This is a genomic window from Chryseobacterium sp. 2TAF14 (assembly GCF_052115105.1).
Taxonomy (GTDB): domain Bacteria; phylum Bacteroidota; class Bacteroidia; order Flavobacteriales; family Weeksellaceae; genus Chryseobacterium.
Genome location: NZ_JBFRGA010000075.1, coordinates 1 through 17,196 on the forward strand (window position 1 = coordinate 1; position 17,196 = coordinate 17,196).

Sequence of the window (17,196 nt, forward strand, 5' to 3'; positions counted from 1 at the left end):
GAAGAGACACCTGTATCCTTATTAACAATTAATTTTACTGTTCTGTCATTCATATAAAAGTAGTATTGTTTTTCTCCATCATTACTTATGACATCATTTTTATAAAGCTTTGAATATTGTTCTATAAATTTTTCAATAGTACTTTCTTTTTCGTTACTGTTAAATAATTTATATGCGATAATTTGATTTTTATTATTTGAAAATAGAATAAAGTGATTAAAATTTAAGATATCGTAAGTAAATACTTTTTCGCTTTCTGTATAAAGATCAATTCCGAACCCTTTACCTATTTTTATTAGTTTATCGTTTTTCTTTATTTTTAAATCAATCTGTGAAGCATATCGTGTGCTTTTATATTTATCCAGAGCTTCACTGGCATTATATTTTATGTTTTGATCATTTTCATCGTTGTAAATTATCTTATCCTTTGCGATTATTTTCTTTAGAAATAAATCTTTAGCAGGAGTTGTTTTTAGAATATTTTCAAAATGAATAGAGTCGTAATTCTGCGAAAAACTCTTTACGCTGATTAAAACTAAAATAAACAGAACTTGTCTTAGTAACATATAAAAATTTATTATTTCAAATAAAGCAAAAAATATTGATAAGATGCAAGACAAACGAATAGAATATAAATTAATGCGAAATCTTAAAATAGAAAGCTGGGCAAGAAATGAAGGTGCTGTTTTCGCCATTAAAAGAGCTATGGAAGCAGAACCGAATTTGAAAGTGACGTTACCGAATTTTGTGGATGAGAGTTTGTTTTAAAACTTTTTAGATATGAAAAAAACCTGCTKTGAGGCAGGTTTTCTCTTTTCTGATAGTGCCATAATAGTACTTTATTTTAATTTACATATATAGAAATTTGTAGAGGAAGAAATTTTTAAAAATTTAAATCAATAATTTGACTTTTTGTTTTTTTTTCTTTATATTATTAATATTAAAACATACTATATGAAGAATCAAATATTAATTCTTATTTGCATCATTTGCGTTGTCTCAGGTTCCGTTTTAGGAATTTACCAATGGTTAGGGGAAGGAAAATTTAGTCTTATCTCATTGTTTATAATTTTATCAGGTCTAATTTCAGGTCTTATACCTTTTTTTATTAGTTCTGATTACATAAAGAATTATAATCGCTCAGATTGGCAAATGAGTTCTGAGGGGTATTCAATTGTTATTACAAAAACTAAGCATGGTATCAGGCACCCAAGTACAACTGTATACAAATCCGAAAATGGGAAATATTTAAAAGTTGTTGTCCAAATTGATTTACAACCAAACGGAGATGTTATTGTGAGTGTTAATTTTCCATTTGACTGTAAGATTGTCATCAATTAAAAATACCGCTTAATTTGGAAGGTATTTTAATATTAACACTATATGAATTCTTATTTTATAACACTATTCATTATACCGATAGATTTTTTAACTTCATATTCTGTTGTATTTATATCCATTTCCTTGTCGTAAAGTAATTCAAAAGCTTCATGTTTGGATATCATTTGCCTTCTTTGCAAATCAAAAAATCTTATTTCATTTAAATCATTGAAATGTTCGAGTATATCTGAATCCACAGTTGATAAAACTTTAGATTTAGGATTTCTATATCTACTAACAACAAATTTTTCGACTTCTAAATCATGTTTTACAGAGTTGTATTTGTTTTTTGTGTAATCACTATCATTTTTATACATTTCAATTGAACTTTTTACATTATTTAATTGAAGTATATATTCTCTCTGATTCACCTCATTATCGTCAATGATTTTTTGTCGATCATCTCTCTCGTTTTTTAGCTTTTCTTCATATTCCTCAAAATTAGCTCGGTGTTTAAAAGACTTTTGAAGAAAATATTCATTTGCTTGATTTAAATATGGCAAAGCAAATAAATAGAGAATAGTTATTCCAAAAGGAAAAAAAAGTAATGTGAGCTATGAGAATAATGAAGTATTATAAATTTAATTTTGTATTCAACATTACCTTTAGAAAATATAAAAAATGAAATAGGTTTCCAATTAAAAAGAATCCAAGAGATTAAAAAAGTTAGAATGTAAGGATTTCTAAAACGATCAAGAACTACTTTTCCTGCCTCATCTGTGAATGTCTTTGCTGTGCCGGTAATTTTTCCAATTTCTTCAGTTAATTTTTCGGTCATAGTTTTAAGTTTCCCCCAAAAATAGCGTAACAAAATGTAATCAGCAAATCTCTTTAGAAATTATATGTTTATCTATATAATTTTATGGATGATCCTGAAGCTTATGCTAGCTGAGTACATTATCAAAATATTAACAGTTTCAATCAAAATCACCCGCATCCGCATAACCTCACAAACAACCTTAAAACAAACTTCCTGCAACTGCATTTTGTTTAGAACAACTTGTTTGTAACCTCCTTCAATTGCAGGAAGTCTCCCACAAGTTGCGGAGAACTTCAGGCGGTTGCATTTTATTTCCCACAAAATGTTTTAAACTAAATGCAGAATTATTTATATTTGTTTTGAGTAATTAATACATTATTAATAATTAAAACACATTTAAATGATGAAAATTTCATTAGTGAGATTGAGCACCAAAGATCTTGCGACTTTGGCTCAGAGAATTATTTCAAACATTCAGTCAGGAAAATATCCTGTGATTTCCAACCATCCGCTTACTGCGACTTTGCAGACTTCCTACACCGAATACGATCAGGTGTATACCAAACAGATCTACAGCGGAAAAGGAAAAGATGTTGCCACGGCAGACCACGAAAGGGATGTGGCTTACACCAATCTGAAAGCTTTTCTCAACGGTTACCGAAAGCTTTCTTCTGTTCCTAATTATCAGTTTGCGGTGGATTTATATAACGTATTCAAAACTTTCGGACTAAATCTTGACCGATTGAGCTATTCATCCCAAACCGCTCAGATGAAAAAGCTGATTGAAGCTTTGGAAAGTCAGGAAAATCAACAGAAAATAGCTCTTCTTTTCCTTAATCCTGCTTTTACGGAAATGAAAACAAAGCATGAAGATTTTGAAGCGGTATTTGCTGATCAGGCGGAAGCCAATGCAGACCTTCGAAACATGACAAGTGCATCTGCCATCCGCAAAGATCTGGAGAAAAACCTGAAAGCGTATCTTAATCTGTTGACCGTTATGAAAGACGTTACAGGTTGGGAAATGCTCTACACCGATACGAACGAGCTGGTAAAAGCAGCGAAAAATTCAGATGTTAAATAATTAATCTATGCAATATGACTCGGCAAATTGCTGAGTTTTATTTAAATATTTTCTAAGGATGAAAAATGTGTGTAGAATAAATGATATAACTCAATCTAAAAAAATGTCATTGCTATGTCGAATCTTCGATTTCCGAGGAGTCGGGGAATCTCTGAGATTCTTCATTCCACATTCTTTCATTCATAATGATATGTATGACAAATTTTTTGAGTAGCTATCTGATTGGTGTAAAATATTGATTATATTTGTATCAATAAATGAGACAAAAAGTGTCTTTTTTTATTAATTTAAAATCTAAAATTTAGAATCTAAAATTTCAAAGACATGGTAGCAGAAATAGAAAAATACATCGAGATCCAGAATAATATTGATGAGATTCTGAAAAATTCTCCTTTCAAAATGTCTTATATTATTGAGAAATCAGGAATCAAAAAACCTACTTTTTTTAAAAAACTAAAGGAAAAAAGATTTACTCCTGAAGAGCTTTTAATCATTTCAAAAACCATCGAACCCAAACAATGGCGAAACGAAACGAAAGAAGAAATTCTGGAATCTTTGAAAAGAGCAGAGGAAGAAATCAAGAATGGACAAACAACAAATTTTTATGATTTTGTCAACGAAAGAAGAGAAAGACTTAAAATTCTGAAAGATGCCAAAGGTTGAAATTTCGTCAGATGCAAAATTAGATTTAATTAAAATTGAAGAATRTCTTATCAATAAATGGAACGAAAAAGTAGCGGACGATTTTTATGTTAAATTAATAGATGCAATTGAAATTTTGGAAATGGGAAATGTGCTTTTTGAAAAGTATGAAAATACTCGTTTTAGAAAATTTCTTTTAACTAAGCATAATACTATTATTTATGACGTTCAGAATGATTTAATCAATATTGTTCGTATCCTCCAAAACTTTCAGGATCCTGATGAAAATTACGAATCTCTGAAATAATACTCAAAACTAAACATGAAAAAACTAGGAATCATTGGTTGTGGCTGGCTCGGAAATCACATTGCGGAAAGACTCTCCGGTCAATATGAGATTTTTGCAACCACAACATCCGAATCTAAAATAGAAGAATTACAATCAAAAGGATATCACCCAACTTTGGCTGATTTCCCTGATCATTCAATAGAAGCTATCGAAGAATGGGATGTTTTGCCACAACTGGATGCTGTCATCATTACCGTTCCGTTTTCCGGAATCAGAGGAGCGCAAATCTCGATGAAAGAAAAGCAGCACAATCTTCTGAAATTTCTTGGAAATTATAAAAGTCAACTATTTTTGATGAGTTCAACGGGAGTTTATCCTCAGACCGACAAAGATTTTACCGAAGATGATCAACCTGCGCAAGAAGTAGAAAGTGAAAGCTTTATTTTAGATAAATTCCCTCAAACCAATATTCTAAGATTGGCCGGATTGATGGGAGATCAGCGGCTTTTAAAGAATTATAATATTTCAGGTCTGGATCTTTTGGTAAACCATATTCATTACGCAGATATTTGTTCGGTTGTTGAAAAAATGCTTGATAATAATTCTGAATCTAAAGTTTATAATGTAGTTGCACCAATTCATCCAAACAAAGAAGAGGTGATTAATGCTCAGAAAGATTTGCCTTATTCCGGTGAGAGAGCAGAAATTGGAAGAACAATTTCTCCTGCAAAATTAATTGATGAATTGGATTTTGAGTTTCAATATCCGGATCCGAGATATTTTCATGTGTAATTAATTATTTCTCAGTAATTTAATAATGCTTCAATATAAAGATCAATTGTTTTTAATCTACTTTTCGTGTGAGTTTTAAATTTAAACCGTTCATTTTTCTTTCATTATTTATTCTGATGGCTTTTTACAGTCTTCACGATCTACAATTGATTTACCCGGATCATTTTCCGAAACCGGTGTATGATTTTAAGAAAAATCCGTTGAAATCTTCGACGGTAGAATTGGGACGGAAATTGTTTTACGATCCCGTTTTATCGAGAGACAATACAATTTCCTGTTCGTCTTGTCATTTGCCTGATCATGCTTTTTCGCATGCCGGAAATCATTTAAGCAAAGGCATTGAAAATGGAATTGGTGACAGAAATTCTCCGGCAATTTTCAATCTGGCGTGGCAAAAAACGTTTATGTGGGATGGCTCTGTGGTAAATATTGATGTTCAAGCTTTAGCGCCAATCAATCATCCTGCAGAGATGGGAGAGGATATTAATGCTGTGGTGAGAAAACTCAATAAATCTAAAGAATATAAAACACTTTTTTACAGAAGTTTCGGCGATAGTTTGGCGACTTCCGAACGTCTGATGAAGGCACTTTCACAGTTTCAGCTGACGATTGTTTCGGCTCATTCTAAATACGATCAGGTAAAACAGGGCAAAGCGAAATTCACTCCATCGGAAAATAACGGTTACCAATTATTTAAACAAAATTGCAGCTCATGTCATCAGGAACCCTTGTTTTCAACGTATGAATTTGCGAATAACGGACTATCCTATAATTCCGAACTTAAAGATTACGGAAAATGGAACAAAACATTTGAGCCTGCCGATAAAATGATGTTTAAAATTCCAAGCCTGAGAAATCTTGCTTACACTTATCCTTATATGCATGACGGAAGATTTAAAACATTGTATGAAGTTTTGGAACATTACGAAAAAGGGATTGAAAAAAATCCTAATCTAGCCAGACAACTTGAAAAACCGATTATTTTTAATACAAAAGAAAAAGAAGATCTGCTCGCTTTTTTAGCTGCTTTGAACGATTCTATTTTGGTTTCTAATGAGGAATATAAAAAGTTTAAATAATATAATTATTACATTTTGAAAAATTATACAGCTCATTATTTCAAAAAAGATATTCTTCTGGGTAATGAAAGACAACAGTTAATTGGAAAAATTATTGATAAAAGCAGTTGGTTTAAGATATAGCATTCGATAGAATATTTGTCGCGTACTTACGAAATAAAAAACGTAGGTTTTCTGAAAAATGATATTGAGTTGAGCTTTGCAAAACAAATTATCTATTTTACTGATCTGGCAAAAGACAGAATCATCAAATCTGGGCAGAATGTAAGAATATACTACTTTAAGCTGGCTAAAATCAATCAGCTTTTTGAAAAAGGAAAATTGCTTGTTGAGATTGTAGAATACGTAAAAAAACAAACCAAAGAAACTGTTTTAGAAATAAAAGCAGATGATTTAGTTGACGATTTATTGATTTTACTTTTCCTGCATTATTCTACAAAAGAATTTAACAGTATTGGTGGTGACGGAGATTAAAGTAAAAACCCGCAGCAATGCAGGTTTTATTCTTATTTATTCATTAAAATATTTTCAACAGATTCCAGAATTTCTTTTTCTATATCATCTTCACTAAGGTTTTCAAGAGTGTAGGTTTGCTCTTTTAAAGCAGCGGTTCCTGTTCCGTTTTGGAAAATATTATCCTGATGCACAACGATTCTTTTTAAATTTTTATCGGCAACAAACATGATATGCGGAAATTTATCATTGGCATAAAAATTAGAATCCACATTTCTTGAAATCTGAAGCTTGATGTTGGTTTGAGAATTAATGCCCAAACCATTTTTAATTTCCTCGTTAAACGAAATCTTACAGCCAAATCCGTTTTCTCTCAGCATTCTTCTGAATTCCTGCATTTTAGGGTCGATGAATTTTTTACACAGTATTTTAAAGCCTTCAATAAACAGGTCGTCTTCGCTTTTCTTCTTTTCGAGGCTTTCCTTCAGCTTTTGTTCTTCCGTTTTTAAGTTTGAAAACAGGGCATTCAGCTTATTCAGATTTTCTTCTTTCATTTAAATTATATTTTCAGTGTGCTTTATTTTTCAAAGATAAAAAACATAAAAACTAATTTCAAATTAAATATCATTACTGCTGATTTTAACTGTAGTTTTATCATTACAATTAATGTTTTAAAATATTAAACAACAGATTATAAGTCTATTATCTTTAATTAAAAAAACAAAAACCGATTTCTACACAGATTTATATTTTAAAATTACTTTACAGATTTCCAAACTTTGTCCCACTTCTTTTTCCATTCTTTATTATTTTTCTTATCGACAAAAGGTTGTTTTTTTGCAGGAATTACCTTGCCCGATTTGGTAAAATCAACTTTTATTAAACCTACTTTTTCCCGAAACTGCACTTGTGAATCGTTACCGAAATAAGTACTCCACCAATTTCCTTTCTTATCTTTAAAGAAACCGGTTCCGCCTGCTGTAGGAACAGACTCGTGGCGATGTTCGTAAGGACCGTAAAGATTATCAGAAACCGCTAAACAGGTAGAATATCTTGTTTCATAATTATCGGCAGCTCCCAAATAATATTTTCCGTTTCTTTTGAACAAAACAGCGCCTTCGTGACCAAGATCGTCCATTCCTCTGGCTTCACATTTTGGTGCGTGGTGAGAAGGATCGGTATCATAATCTGTAAAATTAACTTTCCTGAAAGGTCCGGCAAAACCGCTGAGATCATCTTTCAGTTGTACAATTTCCTTTGCTGCTCCATAAGTGAAGTAGACTTTCCCGTCTTCATCTTCAAACAAGGTCGGATCAATTCCCTGTGCAATTGAACCTTTTTCTTCAAAAGCATTCACGTAAGGACCTTCAGGTTTTCCGGTTGTACTTTTCAGAATCCCGATTCCATCAGGACACATACTGAAACAGATATAATAATTGTTTTTAATATAATGAATTTCCGGAGCCCAAACTGCTCTCACTGCTCTTTTCGGATGTTGACGCCAAGCTTTTACCCAATCTTCTGCCTCTTTATCAATATCCCAAACCAACCCTACATAATCCCACTTTTTCAGATCTTTAGATTTCCACAATTCTACTCCTGCTGTATACGCCCAAATATTGTCGCCTGAAGAACCTGTCAGATAATAATTACCATCGCCACCCAAAGTAATCACGCTGTCGCGTAAATGCAGTTCTAAAGCAGGTTTAATAGGTGGAAGCAACCCTTTTTCGACGGCCGTTCCTTTAGCGATTCCGTCAAAATTTAGATTGTATTCAGGTCTTGGATGTTCTCCTTTGTAACGTACACCGTCTGTTCCGCTTCGCCATCCACCATGACCGTCACCCGACACTTCCTTTCCGGGGCCACTGATCGCCAGAAACTGTTTTGCCCAAATAGTATCTTTTGCAGAAGGAGTATAAGTTTGTTGTGCCTTCGCAGATTGTCCTGCGAAAACTGCTACAAAAGCGTATAAAAGAAATGAAGCTTTCTTCATGATTATTTGTTTTAATGAGAGTAAATTTTCTACTCATTGGTTTAAAACAAATATCTTCATCATTTTTAAGAAGAGTATCCTGCGGATTCATGTTGTGTGAACGTCCACAAAATATTTATATAAAAAATTAAAATTATTTCCAACCTTTTTATCAAACAAAACATCTTTAATAATAAAAGATACTATGAAAATTACGATACAAAAGCCGTGTCATGAAAACTGGGAAAAGATGACTCCGCAGGAAAAAGGAAGATTTTGTGCGGTTTGTTCAAAAACAGTAAGAGATTTTACAAAAGATTCTGATGATGAAATATTAGATTATTTTTCAGATCCTTCATCTGAGAACATCTGCGGAAATTTTTATGAATCACAACTTAACCGAAATATGCAGTACTCGGTAATCAACTCGCTTTTTTCAAAGTTTGCCATTGGTTTTATCTTAACAGCCGGCGGAATTGTTTCGGTAAATGCACAGGAAAATGATACGATAAAAAGTACGGCTCTCCAGTCTCATGTAAATATTAACCCGGGTGGCGGTATCCCTTATTCAAAGCCGTTGATGGGACGAGGTGCACCTTCATCCATTCAGGGAAACTATGAGCCTTTATGGATAATTGATGGCAAAACTGTGGAAGCTAAAACCATGAAAGATTTTGACATTACAAAGATCAAGAAAATGAAAGTCTATAAAGGCATTCAGGCAACTGCGGCTTATGGTAAAAAGGGAAGCAATGGGGTAATTGTTATCACTACGAAAAAAAGTTTTAGAAAAAAAAATAATTTATAAATAACATTTTTTAAGAAAAATAAGCCACGATTGGAATCATTATTGACTTCATTATTGCATCACAAAATATATGCATTATGAAATCAGACACCATTAAAACCATTGCAAAATACGGACTTGGAGCCATGCTGATTACAGCAGGGATCGGTCATCTCACATTTGCCAGAAAAGAATTTCAGGCGCAGGTTCCCGATTGGGTTCCGCTCAAGAAAGACGATACTGTTGTTTACTCAGGTATTGCTGAAATTGCGTTAGGAACCGTCATTATTGCAACTCCTAAAAAGTATGAGTCAACTGTTGGTAAAATTGCAGGCGCGTTTTTTACTGCCGTTTTTCCCGGAAATATTTCACAATACAAAAACAACCGGAACGGCTTTGGTTTAAATACCGACGGAAAAAGATTAGCCCGATTATTTATGCAGCCATTACTTGTTTTCTGGGCATTAAAATCCACAGGAAATAGAAATTAAATTGAACTCAGCAAATAAGCTGAGTTTCTGTTTATATTAATTTTCATTAAAATACCCATCAGATAGAGTAAATCTATTAGTCACTGTTCATTAAAACGAAATTTTACGGCTAACTTTATTCTTTAAATTCCAAACTATTAAAACATACAATTTATGAATTCAGCAAATGAAGCATCATTCCATAACCTGTTTAAATCTGAAAACGAAATTCCTGAAGAATATAAAGTTCCCGAAATCCACCAACGGGAATATCTCCTCAACGGAGAACTGGTAAAATGGAACGGCGATGTTACCCAAATTTATTCGCCGGTCTGCATAAAAACAGAAAACGGTTTAGAAAGAAAACTATTGGGCAGCATTCCGAATATCGGGGTAAAAGAAGCGATGGAAGTTTTGGAAGCTTCGGTAAAAGCTTATGATAACGGGTTGGGAGAATGGCCGACAATGTCTGTGGAGGGAAGAATAAAATGCATGCAGAAATTTGTTTACCTAATGATTAAAGAACGAGATTTAATCATCAAATTACTGATGTGGGAAATCGGAAAAACGTTGCCTGACTCTACCAAAGAATTTGACAGAACCGTAGATTATATCAACCAAACCATTGATGCATTAAAAGATCTCGACCGGGAATCTTCACGTTTTCAGCAGGCTGAAGGTACGATTGCTCAAATAAGAAGAGCGCCTCTTGGTGTAGTTTTGAGTATGGGACCTTTTAATTATCCTTTAAACGAAATTTTCACCACATTAATTCCTGCTTTGATTATGGGAAATACAATCCTGTTTAAACTTCCGAAGCATGGAGTTTTAGCACATTATCCTTTACTAAAAGCTTTTCAGGAAGCGTTTCCAAAAGGTACGGTCAACACATTATATGGAAAGGGCTCAGAAATTATCACTCCGATCATGGAAAGTGGAAAAATAAATGTTTTAGCATTCATCGGTTCAAGTAAAGTAGCGAACGGATTGAAAAAACTGCATCCGAAAGTCAACCGTTTAAGAGCGATTTTAAGTTTAGATGCAAAAAATGCAGCGATCGTTACTAAAAATGCAGACCTTGATGTTGCGGTAAGCGAATGTATTTTAGGAGCACTTTCTTTTAACGGACAAAGATGTACGGCTTTAAAATTAATTTTCGTACAAAAAGATATTGCAGAAGAATTTACACGAAAATTAACAGAAGCCGTTGCTAAAATGAAACCCGGACTTCCGTGGGAAAAAGAAGTGAAAATCACACCGCTTCCGGAAGTTAACAAGCCACCTTATTTAAAAGAATGCATTGATGATGCTTTGTCAAAAGGCGCTCAGGTTCTCAATGAAAATGGAGGTTTTACAGAAGAGTCTTTTGTTTTTCCGGCAGTTGTATATCCTGTAAATAATGAAATGAAATTATATCATGAGGAACAATTTGGTCCGGTAATTCCTGTTGTTCCGTTTGATGATATTGAAGAGCCGGTCGATTATCAGGTAAATGCATCACACGGAATGCAGGTGAGTATTTTCAGTGAAGATGCAATGGAAGTTTCGAAATTGATCGACTCTTTTGTAAATCTGGTAAGCCGTGTGAATATCAATTGTCAGGCTCAACGCGGACCCGATGTTTTCCCTTTTACAGGGCGGAAAGATTCTGCAGAAGGTACGCTTTCTGTTTTTGATGCGCTTCGCTCGTTCTCTATCCGTTCTTTAGTTGCTGCAAAAATTACAGATTCTAACAAAGAATTGCTGAATACCATTGTAAGAGATCACGATTCTAATTTTTTGAGTACAGATTATATTTTTTAAAATTAAATTTTAAAACTTTTAGATAAAATAAAACCGCAATAATATTTTTTATTGCGGTTTTTTTGATCACTTAAGATCAAACTTATATAAAAAAAGAGTTTAGTTGTTGGTGAGAAATTTGGTTAAAATTTCATTTAAATGTTCTGCATGAGTAACATTCAAACCATGCGGAGCGCCTTCAACAATAACGAAATCATTATCTGCAATTCCTGCTGCAGCTTGTTTTCCTGCAGTTTCTATCGGTACAATCTGGTCATCGTCACCATGTACGATTAAGGTTTTTACATTTACATTGGCCAATTCTGGTCTGAAGTCTGTATTTGCCCAGCTTTCAGCACATTTTATAGTTGCAATAGGAGAGGCGCAAGATGCGATACTCCAGTCAAAATCCAGCTGTTTCTGGCTGACTTTCTGGGAAAGTAATCCGTAATTGTAGAAATTTTTATGAAAGCTTTCCAGGAAAGTGACGCGGTCGGTTCTTAAGCTCGTTAAAATTCCGTACAGTTCTTCTTCAGAAACACCATGCGGATTATCGTCCTTCTGTTTTACCAACGGAATGATCGAAGAAATGAGGGCTACTTTATCTACATTTTCTGAACCGTAATTGGTTAAGTAACGTACAACTTCACCGCCACCCATCGAAAATCCGAAAAGAATAACGTTTTTTAAATCTAATTGAGCAATAAGCTCGTGTAAATCTGCAGCTAAACCGTTATAATCATAACCGTCTAACGTTGGAGAAGACTTTCCGAAACCTTTTCTGTCGTAAGTAATAACCCGGTATCCTAAATCTAAAAGAACAGGAACCTGGAGTTCCCAAGATTTTCCGCTCAACGGCCAACCGTGAATAAGTATAATCGGCTGTCCGGAACCGAAATCTTCGTAATAAAGCTCAAAATCTTTGCTGTCTTGTTTTGTAAGGTAAGGCATATTAATATTTTTTTGTGATGTTCAGCATAAAACACAAATTTTGCGCCACGAACGTCTTTAAATATTATTTTGTTTACAAATCTTGTCAAGGTTATATTAATTTTAAAAATAATTTGGATARGGTTTTTTCAAGACGCACCAATAAGAAATTAACAGTTTTATTAAAGAAAAATAAAAAATATTGTAACATTTGTTTTAAATTTTTACTAACTCTACAGAGAGAAAGGTGAAAGCGAATTTTCTACCTGGCTGTACAGAATTGCCCTCAACACAGCAATTATTTTCCTTAAATCTGAAAAGAAAAGAAGCTTTATTGCCAATGAAGATTTTTCAAACTATAAAATTGTACAAGATGAATACGATCATGAAAAAGAAGAGAAGCTTGCCGAAATGTACAAAGCCATCAATCAACTGAATCCTATCGATAAGGCATTTATTTTTTATTACCTGGAAGATTTTTCCGGAAGAGAAATTGCCGATCAAATGGGGATTTCTGAAGGAAATGTAAGAGTAAAAATGAATCGCGCCAAAAACAAACTGAAAGAGATTTTAAATAATAATTAGATGCGGGATGCGAGATATGAGATTCGTGTTGCGAGATACAAGATTCAAACTCGAACCTCGAAACTCCAACCACGAATCCCGAATCTCGAAACTCGAAACAAAAATAAAAAACAAACATTATGAATATAGATGACCTAAAAAATACCTGGAATGATGATGTTTCTGCTGCAACACCGGAAATCAGCATCGAACAAACCAATAAGATCAATCTTCCGCTTGAAAAAATCAGGAAAAATATGCGGATGGAGTTTTGGTCTACCGTAGGAATATTACTTTTCGGCTTTGCCGTTGTGTGGATTCCTGTTCCGGAAGCTCCTTTTAAGTTTAAATTTTATTTAACCGTGTTACTGTTTTCAATGGTAATTGTGATTTCGTTTTTCTTCAGCAAGTTTTTTAAATTATACAATAATATAAGCAATCCTATGATGAAAACGTTTGATTCTCTGAAAGATCTAATGTATCAGTTTGATCTGAATAAGCAGTATTATTTATCTTTTATGCTTTCGTTTGTTCCTTTTTTGGTGTGTGAGATGATTATTGTGATCGAATTTATACCTCGCCCGATACCATTAAGTGAAACGAAAATCGCCGTCATACTTATTTCTTCACTCGCTATTGGTCTTTTTGGTCTTTTCTTATTAGGAAAGTATTGGTACAGAGTTTTTTACGGGAAATATGTGCAGCAGATAGAAAATCTTCTGGTAGAATTGAAAAAGAAATAATAACCGATTGATTTTTTTTTAAATAATGATAAAAAGCTCTCAATTTGAGGGCTTTTTAAGTTCGACAAATTCAAAATATTTAATTAATTTTTTCATCAGTCTGCAGTTTTTAATGCTCCTTTCTCCTTCTCAATTTCTGCTTTCACCCAATCAAGTTGTGTGTCTTTTTGATCGATAATATCCTGAAGGTTCTGCTCAATTTCCACATCGGGGATAACTCCTTTTTTTGTGTTTTCAAAAGTAATGTTGGGCTGTATTAAAAGCAGTCCGATTGGTAAATCTATTTTAGAATTGGGAAGTTTTTGATAAGAATAAAATCCGGCAACCGTTCCGTCATTTGCGCCGCCGGTTTCTTCGCCAACTAAAATTGCCCGTTTATCAAATTTTAATTTAGAAGAAATAATAGACGATGCCGAAAAGCTTCCGCCATTAATCAAAACATATATTTTCCCTTTAAAAGCATTTTCTTTAGGCTTTGTAGGTTTGTTTTCTTTCATTTTATAATAAGCAACACCGTCTTTGCCTTTGTAAACATTTAAGGCCTGGTAAAAGAAATACCCGGGATRAGCCAGGCTCTTTAAAGTATATTGCAACGGATCTGATTTCCTGAAATAATTGGTTTTAAGCGGGGTTACCCTTGATGTAAGCTGAGACGGCTTTATCAAAACAAAAGGTTCGGGCGCAAGATAAGAATAGAGCTGGTTGATTTCGTACAGAGAGCCGCCATAATTTTCACGGATATCAATGATGAGGTAAGACGATTCTGCATTCCTGATTTTTGCAAAAGATTCTCTGTAAAATTTGTCTGCAAAAGATCTTGAGAAACTTTTAATTTTCATGTAAGCGATCGTGCTGTCTTTATCTAAAAATTTTAAATTCCTGTTGTAAGAGTTTGTGGATGCCACATAATCGTTGACCTTTTTTTCGGGAGTTCGCTTTTTATCGGCTTTGTCTTTTTCAATTTCCTGTTGATTTTTGCTTTCCCTTTTTAAAACAAGGGTTTGTTTTTTGTCGTTGTAAAGAGTTTCAATTTTTGCGCTGTCCATGATTCCTTTTTCGGCAACAAAAAAATTAAAGAAGACATCTTTTAAATAATAACGATAGAAAGTACTATTGTAACCGTCGCTGCTTATCAGTTCGCGGTATTTTTTTAAATAATCTGAAACAGGAACGTCATTAATGCTTAAAAGCTCTGTTCCCGGTTTTATATTTTGGATAGAATCTTTATTTTCAATAAAATACAGATGATCATCTTCTATGTGATATTCAAATCTTCCAAACAGACCTTTTTTATTTTTTAAGGCTTTAATTTCTTTTTTCGAAAACCGTTTTGCAGGAATTTTTAAAGATAAATGACCTTCACGGATCTTAGCAATAACAGGCTGTAATTTAAAATAAAACTGAGTAGGCGTTAAAGGTTTGTTGATGGTTGCTTTCAGGCTGTCAAATTTAAAATCAAGCTCTTTTTTTGAAATATACCAGTTTAAATTAGGGTGCATTTCCTGAAGTTTTTGATAGGCAAAATCGACATCTTGACGAAGTTTTTCAGGAGAAATTATGCTTGATCTCTGCTCATTGTACTGTTTTACAGAAGTGCATGAAGCAAAATTTAATATTATTAAAATAAATATGAAATATTTCAAGGGAAGTAGTTTTTTAATAAACGAATTTAATTATTTTTCATGGATTTTAAAGTTTTGTATTTTTTGGTTTCCGCAAATGCGAAGATTTTATTTAATAACTATTAAAAGCTGTTTAAATTTTTTAACCATTAAGAGYTATTAGATTAAAGAAAAATTAAGYRGAGCTTCGCTTTAAGMRTTCYGCTAAATAAATCTTTGATTTTACTTAAAAACACTTAAAAATTTTAAGTTCCTTAATGGTTTAAAATTATTCAATAGAATTTCTAAAATTATTTCCATACAAAATAACGAGAGAAAAAAGTAAAATTCATTTTCATGCGTCATTGATGAGAGAGTAGTAAACTTAAAGAAAGTTTTTTACATTTGAATTTCAAATTTTAATAATGGTTTATTTAATTATATTGATTGCGGTACTTGTTGCAGCCACTTATTTTGTAATGTCTCAGGAAGTTTTCGGTGCAGCACCAAAAGGAAAACGTCTGGAAAAAATACTCAGTTCCAGGAACTATAAAGATAAGCAGTTTCAGAATCAAAGCTTTACACCGCAGATTGCTGAAGGTTTTTCTATGCCGAAAGTTATGGTCGATTTTTTGTTTGGCAAAAAAGATCCGTTGCTGAAACCTTTGCAGGCAATTCCTGCAATTCATACCGATTTAAGTAAAATTTCCTCAGATGAAGATGTATTTATCTGGATGGGGCATTCTTCTTATTTTATAAAAACTGATGGCGTTTCTTTCCTGATCGACCCGGTTTTAAGCACTTTTGGCTCTCCTTTTAAATTTTTCAATAAAGCTTTTGAAGGTTCAGATTTGTTTAAACCTGAAGACATTCCGAATATCGATTATCTGGTGATTACACACGATCATTATGATCATCTGGATTTTCCAACGGTAAAAGCAATCCGTGGAAAAGTTGGAAAAGCAATCATGCCTTTAGGAGTGGGCGCTCATCTTGAAAGATGGGGATATTCTGACGATCAGATCATTGAAGAAGATTGGGACACAACAGTAAATTTAAAAGATAGTTTTAAAATAACATTTACTCCGGCAAGACATTTTTCAGGAAGAAAATTCCAGAGAAATACAACGTTGTGGACTTCCTACGTTCTTGAAACTCCTACCAAGAAACTGTTTTTAGGCGGAGACAGCGGTTATGACAAGCATTTTAAAACGATTGGTGAAAAATACGGACCATTTGATTTTGCCATCATGGAAAACGGACAATACAATCCGGCTTGGAAATACATCCACGCTTTGCCTGAAGATGTCATTCAGGCGAGTATTGATATTCAGGCAAAAAATATTATTCCTGTTCATTCAGGAAAGTTTGCTTTGGCTTTACATCCATGGAATGAGCCTTTGCAAAAAGTTACAGCTCTCGGAAAAGAGAAAAATCTGCAGATTCTCACACCGAAAATCGGCGAAAAATTAGACTTAAACAATACATCGTATCATTTTCAAAATTGGTGGGAATAATTTAAACAAGTTTAACTGATATTATATTCCATCTTTAATGCAAAGTCCGTTTTTAAAATTTGATAGTTAAAGCGAACTAAGAATTATCAATAAATTGATCTTATTAAGTGACGTTTTTCAAGCTTAACATTACTTTAAATATAAAAAATTAAAGATTTAAAACTTTGCATTAAAATGACAACGGTATTTTTTAATATTAGTTAAATTTCTATTCATGCCAGATTCCTTTGTATCTTTTCGGATGATTTTCCAGTTGTTGTCTTACAAAATCGCATTCAGGATCAATCATCAGATCTTTTTCTTCGGCAAAACTTACCAGTCTGTCGAGAAGAAGTTTGGCGTAACCATGCC

At 33.2% G+C, this 17,196-nt stretch carries 21 protein-coding genes and 1 pseudogene; 14 read left to right on the top strand and 8 right to left on the bottom strand.

All coding sequences use genetic code 11. From position 1 onward, the window contains the following. A partial coding sequence (locus AB4Y90_RS09655; protein ID WP_441557249.1) for a hypothetical protein occupies positions 1-566 on the bottom strand: 566 nt, incomplete at its 3' end. 43 nt (positions 567-609) lie between these two features. Between AB4Y90_RS09655 and AB4Y90_RS09660 the strand changes: the two genes are divergently transcribed. Both AB4Y90_RS09660 and AB4Y90_RS09665 read left to right on the top strand, forming a co-directional pair. Then, on the top strand, positions 610-768 hold the full coding sequence (locus AB4Y90_RS09660) for a hypothetical protein (RefSeq protein WP_441557278.1): 159 nt from the start codon (positions 610-612) through the stop codon (positions 766-768). 186 nt (positions 769-954) lie between these two features. Next, positions 955-1,341 carry a hypothetical protein gene (locus tag AB4Y90_RS09665; RefSeq protein ID WP_441557251.1) on the top strand — a complete coding sequence of 129 codons (387 nt, stop codon included), beginning with the start codon at positions 955-957 and terminating at the stop codon, positions 1,339-1,341. A gap of 50 nt (positions 1,342-1,391) precedes the next feature. Here AB4Y90_RS09665 and AB4Y90_RS09670 read toward each other — a convergent pair whose 3' ends face one another. Further along, positions 1,392-1,883 carry a hypothetical protein gene (locus tag AB4Y90_RS09670; RefSeq protein ID WP_441557253.1) on the bottom strand — a complete coding sequence of 164 codons (492 nt, stop codon included), beginning with the start codon at positions 1,881-1,883 and terminating at the stop codon, positions 1,392-1,394. Positions 1,884-1,903: 20 nt separating this feature from the next. After that, positions 1,904-2,158: a hypothetical protein gene (locus tag AB4Y90_RS09675; protein WP_441557255.1), complete on the bottom strand. Its 255-nt coding sequence runs from the start codon at positions 2,156-2,158 to the stop codon at positions 1,904-1,906. 382 nt (positions 2,159-2,540) lie between these two features. Here AB4Y90_RS09675 and AB4Y90_RS09680 point away from each other — a divergent pair, with 382 nt between their 5' ends. The 6 genes from AB4Y90_RS09680 to AB4Y90_RS09705 all read left to right on the top strand — a co-directional run bounded on the left by AB4Y90_RS09680 (position 2,541) and on the right by AB4Y90_RS09705 (position 6,497). Continuing rightward, positions 2,541-3,221: a DUF6261 family protein gene (locus tag AB4Y90_RS09680; protein ID WP_441557256.1), complete on the top strand. Its 681-nt coding sequence runs from the start codon at positions 2,541-2,543 to the stop codon at positions 3,219-3,221. 324 nt (positions 3,222-3,545) lie between these two features. Next, entirely contained in the window at positions 3,546-3,884 is a 339-nt protein-coding gene (locus AB4Y90_RS09685) for a hypothetical protein (RefSeq protein WP_441557257.1), read from the top strand. Then, a complete protein-coding gene (locus AB4Y90_RS09690) occupies positions 3,871-4,170 on the top strand; it encodes a type II toxin-antitoxin system RelE/ParE family toxin (RefSeq protein ID WP_441557259.1) in 300 nt (99 codons plus the stop codon). Before AB4Y90_RS09685 ends, AB4Y90_RS09690 begins: the two co-directional genes overlap by 14 nt. Before the next feature lie 15 nt (positions 4,171-4,185). Further along, the gene (locus AB4Y90_RS09695) at positions 4,186-4,944 is read left to right on the top strand and encodes an NAD(P)-binding domain-containing protein (RefSeq protein WP_441557261.1); all 759 of its coding nucleotides are present in this window, start codon (positions 4,186-4,188) and stop codon (positions 4,942-4,944) included. Positions 4,945-5,060: 116 nt separating this feature from the next. Continuing rightward, positions 5,061-6,023, top strand: coding sequence for a cytochrome-c peroxidase (locus AB4Y90_RS09700; protein WP_441557262.1), 963 nt, complete (start codon positions 5,061-5,063; stop codon positions 6,021-6,023). A 138-nt stretch (positions 6,024-6,161) separates the two neighbouring features. Beyond that, complete coding sequence (locus AB4Y90_RS09705) at positions 6,162-6,497, top strand: hypothetical protein (RefSeq protein WP_441557263.1); 336 nt, start codon at positions 6,162-6,164, stop codon at positions 6,495-6,497. 32 nt (positions 6,498-6,529) lie between these two features. Here the strand turns inward: AB4Y90_RS09705 and AB4Y90_RS09710 are convergent, their stop codons facing one another. Beyond that, a complete protein-coding gene (locus AB4Y90_RS09710) occupies positions 6,530-7,030 on the bottom strand; it encodes a hypothetical protein (RefSeq protein WP_441557264.1) in 501 nt (166 codons plus the stop codon). A gap of 203 nt (positions 7,031-7,233) precedes the next feature. Then, positions 7,234-8,472, bottom strand: a complete 1,239-nt coding sequence (locus AB4Y90_RS09715; RefSeq protein ID WP_441557266.1) for a family 43 glycosylhydrolase — start codon at positions 8,470-8,472, stop codon at positions 7,234-7,236. A gap of 184 nt (positions 8,473-8,656) precedes the next feature. On the opposite strand from AB4Y90_RS09715, the gene AB4Y90_RS09720 reads away from it, so the two are divergent. From AB4Y90_RS09720 to AB4Y90_RS09730, 3 genes are all read left to right on the top strand, one after another. After that, complete coding sequence (locus AB4Y90_RS09720; protein ID WP_441557267.1) at positions 8,657-9,259, top strand: hypothetical protein; 603 nt, start codon at positions 8,657-8,659, stop codon at positions 9,257-9,259. A 77-nt stretch (positions 9,260-9,336) separates the two neighbouring features. Further along, positions 9,337-9,729, top strand: a complete 393-nt coding sequence (locus tag AB4Y90_RS09725; RefSeq protein WP_441557268.1) for a DoxX family protein — start codon at positions 9,337-9,339, stop codon at positions 9,727-9,729. Positions 9,730-9,882: 153 nt separating this feature from the next. Beyond that, a complete protein-coding gene (locus AB4Y90_RS09730; RefSeq protein WP_441557270.1) occupies positions 9,883-11,511 on the top strand; it encodes an NADP-dependent glyceraldehyde-3-phosphate dehydrogenase in 1,629 nt (542 codons plus the stop codon). Between the two features lie 99 nt (positions 11,512-11,610). Here the strand turns inward: AB4Y90_RS09730 and AB4Y90_RS09735 are convergent, their stop codons facing one another. Beyond that, positions 11,611-12,441, bottom strand: coding sequence for an alpha/beta fold hydrolase (locus tag AB4Y90_RS09735; RefSeq protein WP_441557271.1), 831 nt, complete (start codon positions 12,439-12,441; stop codon positions 11,611-11,613). Between the two features lie 231 nt (positions 12,442-12,672). Here AB4Y90_RS09735 and AB4Y90_RS09740 point away from each other — a divergent pair. Both AB4Y90_RS09740 and AB4Y90_RS09745 read left to right on the top strand, forming a co-directional pair. Then, positions 12,673-13,005, top strand: a pseudogene (locus tag AB4Y90_RS09740) (RNA polymerase sigma factor); the annotation flags it as partial. A gap of 119 nt (positions 13,006-13,124) precedes the next feature. Beyond that, complete coding sequence (locus tag AB4Y90_RS09745) at positions 13,125-13,727, top strand: hypothetical protein (RefSeq protein ID WP_441557272.1); 603 nt, start codon at positions 13,125-13,127, stop codon at positions 13,725-13,727. Positions 13,728-13,822: 95 nt separating this feature from the next. Here the strand turns inward: AB4Y90_RS09745 and AB4Y90_RS09750 are convergent, their stop codons facing one another. Beyond that, positions 13,823-15,370 carry a S41 family peptidase gene (locus AB4Y90_RS09750; RefSeq protein WP_441557274.1) on the bottom strand — a complete coding sequence of 516 codons (1,548 nt, stop codon included), beginning with the start codon at positions 15,368-15,370 and terminating at the stop codon, positions 13,823-13,825. A 383-nt stretch (positions 15,371-15,753) separates the two neighbouring features. Here AB4Y90_RS09750 and AB4Y90_RS09755 point away from each other — a divergent pair, with 383 nt between their 5' ends. Next, complete coding sequence (locus AB4Y90_RS09755; RefSeq protein WP_441557275.1) at positions 15,754-16,845, top strand: MBL fold metallo-hydrolase; 1,092 nt, start codon at positions 15,754-15,756, stop codon at positions 16,843-16,845. 208 nt (positions 16,846-17,053) lie between these two features. Here the strand turns inward: AB4Y90_RS09755 and AB4Y90_RS09760 are convergent. After that, the coding region (locus tag AB4Y90_RS09760; protein ID WP_441557276.1) for an N-acetyltransferase at positions 17,054-17,196 on the bottom strand (143 nt) is incomplete at its 5' end.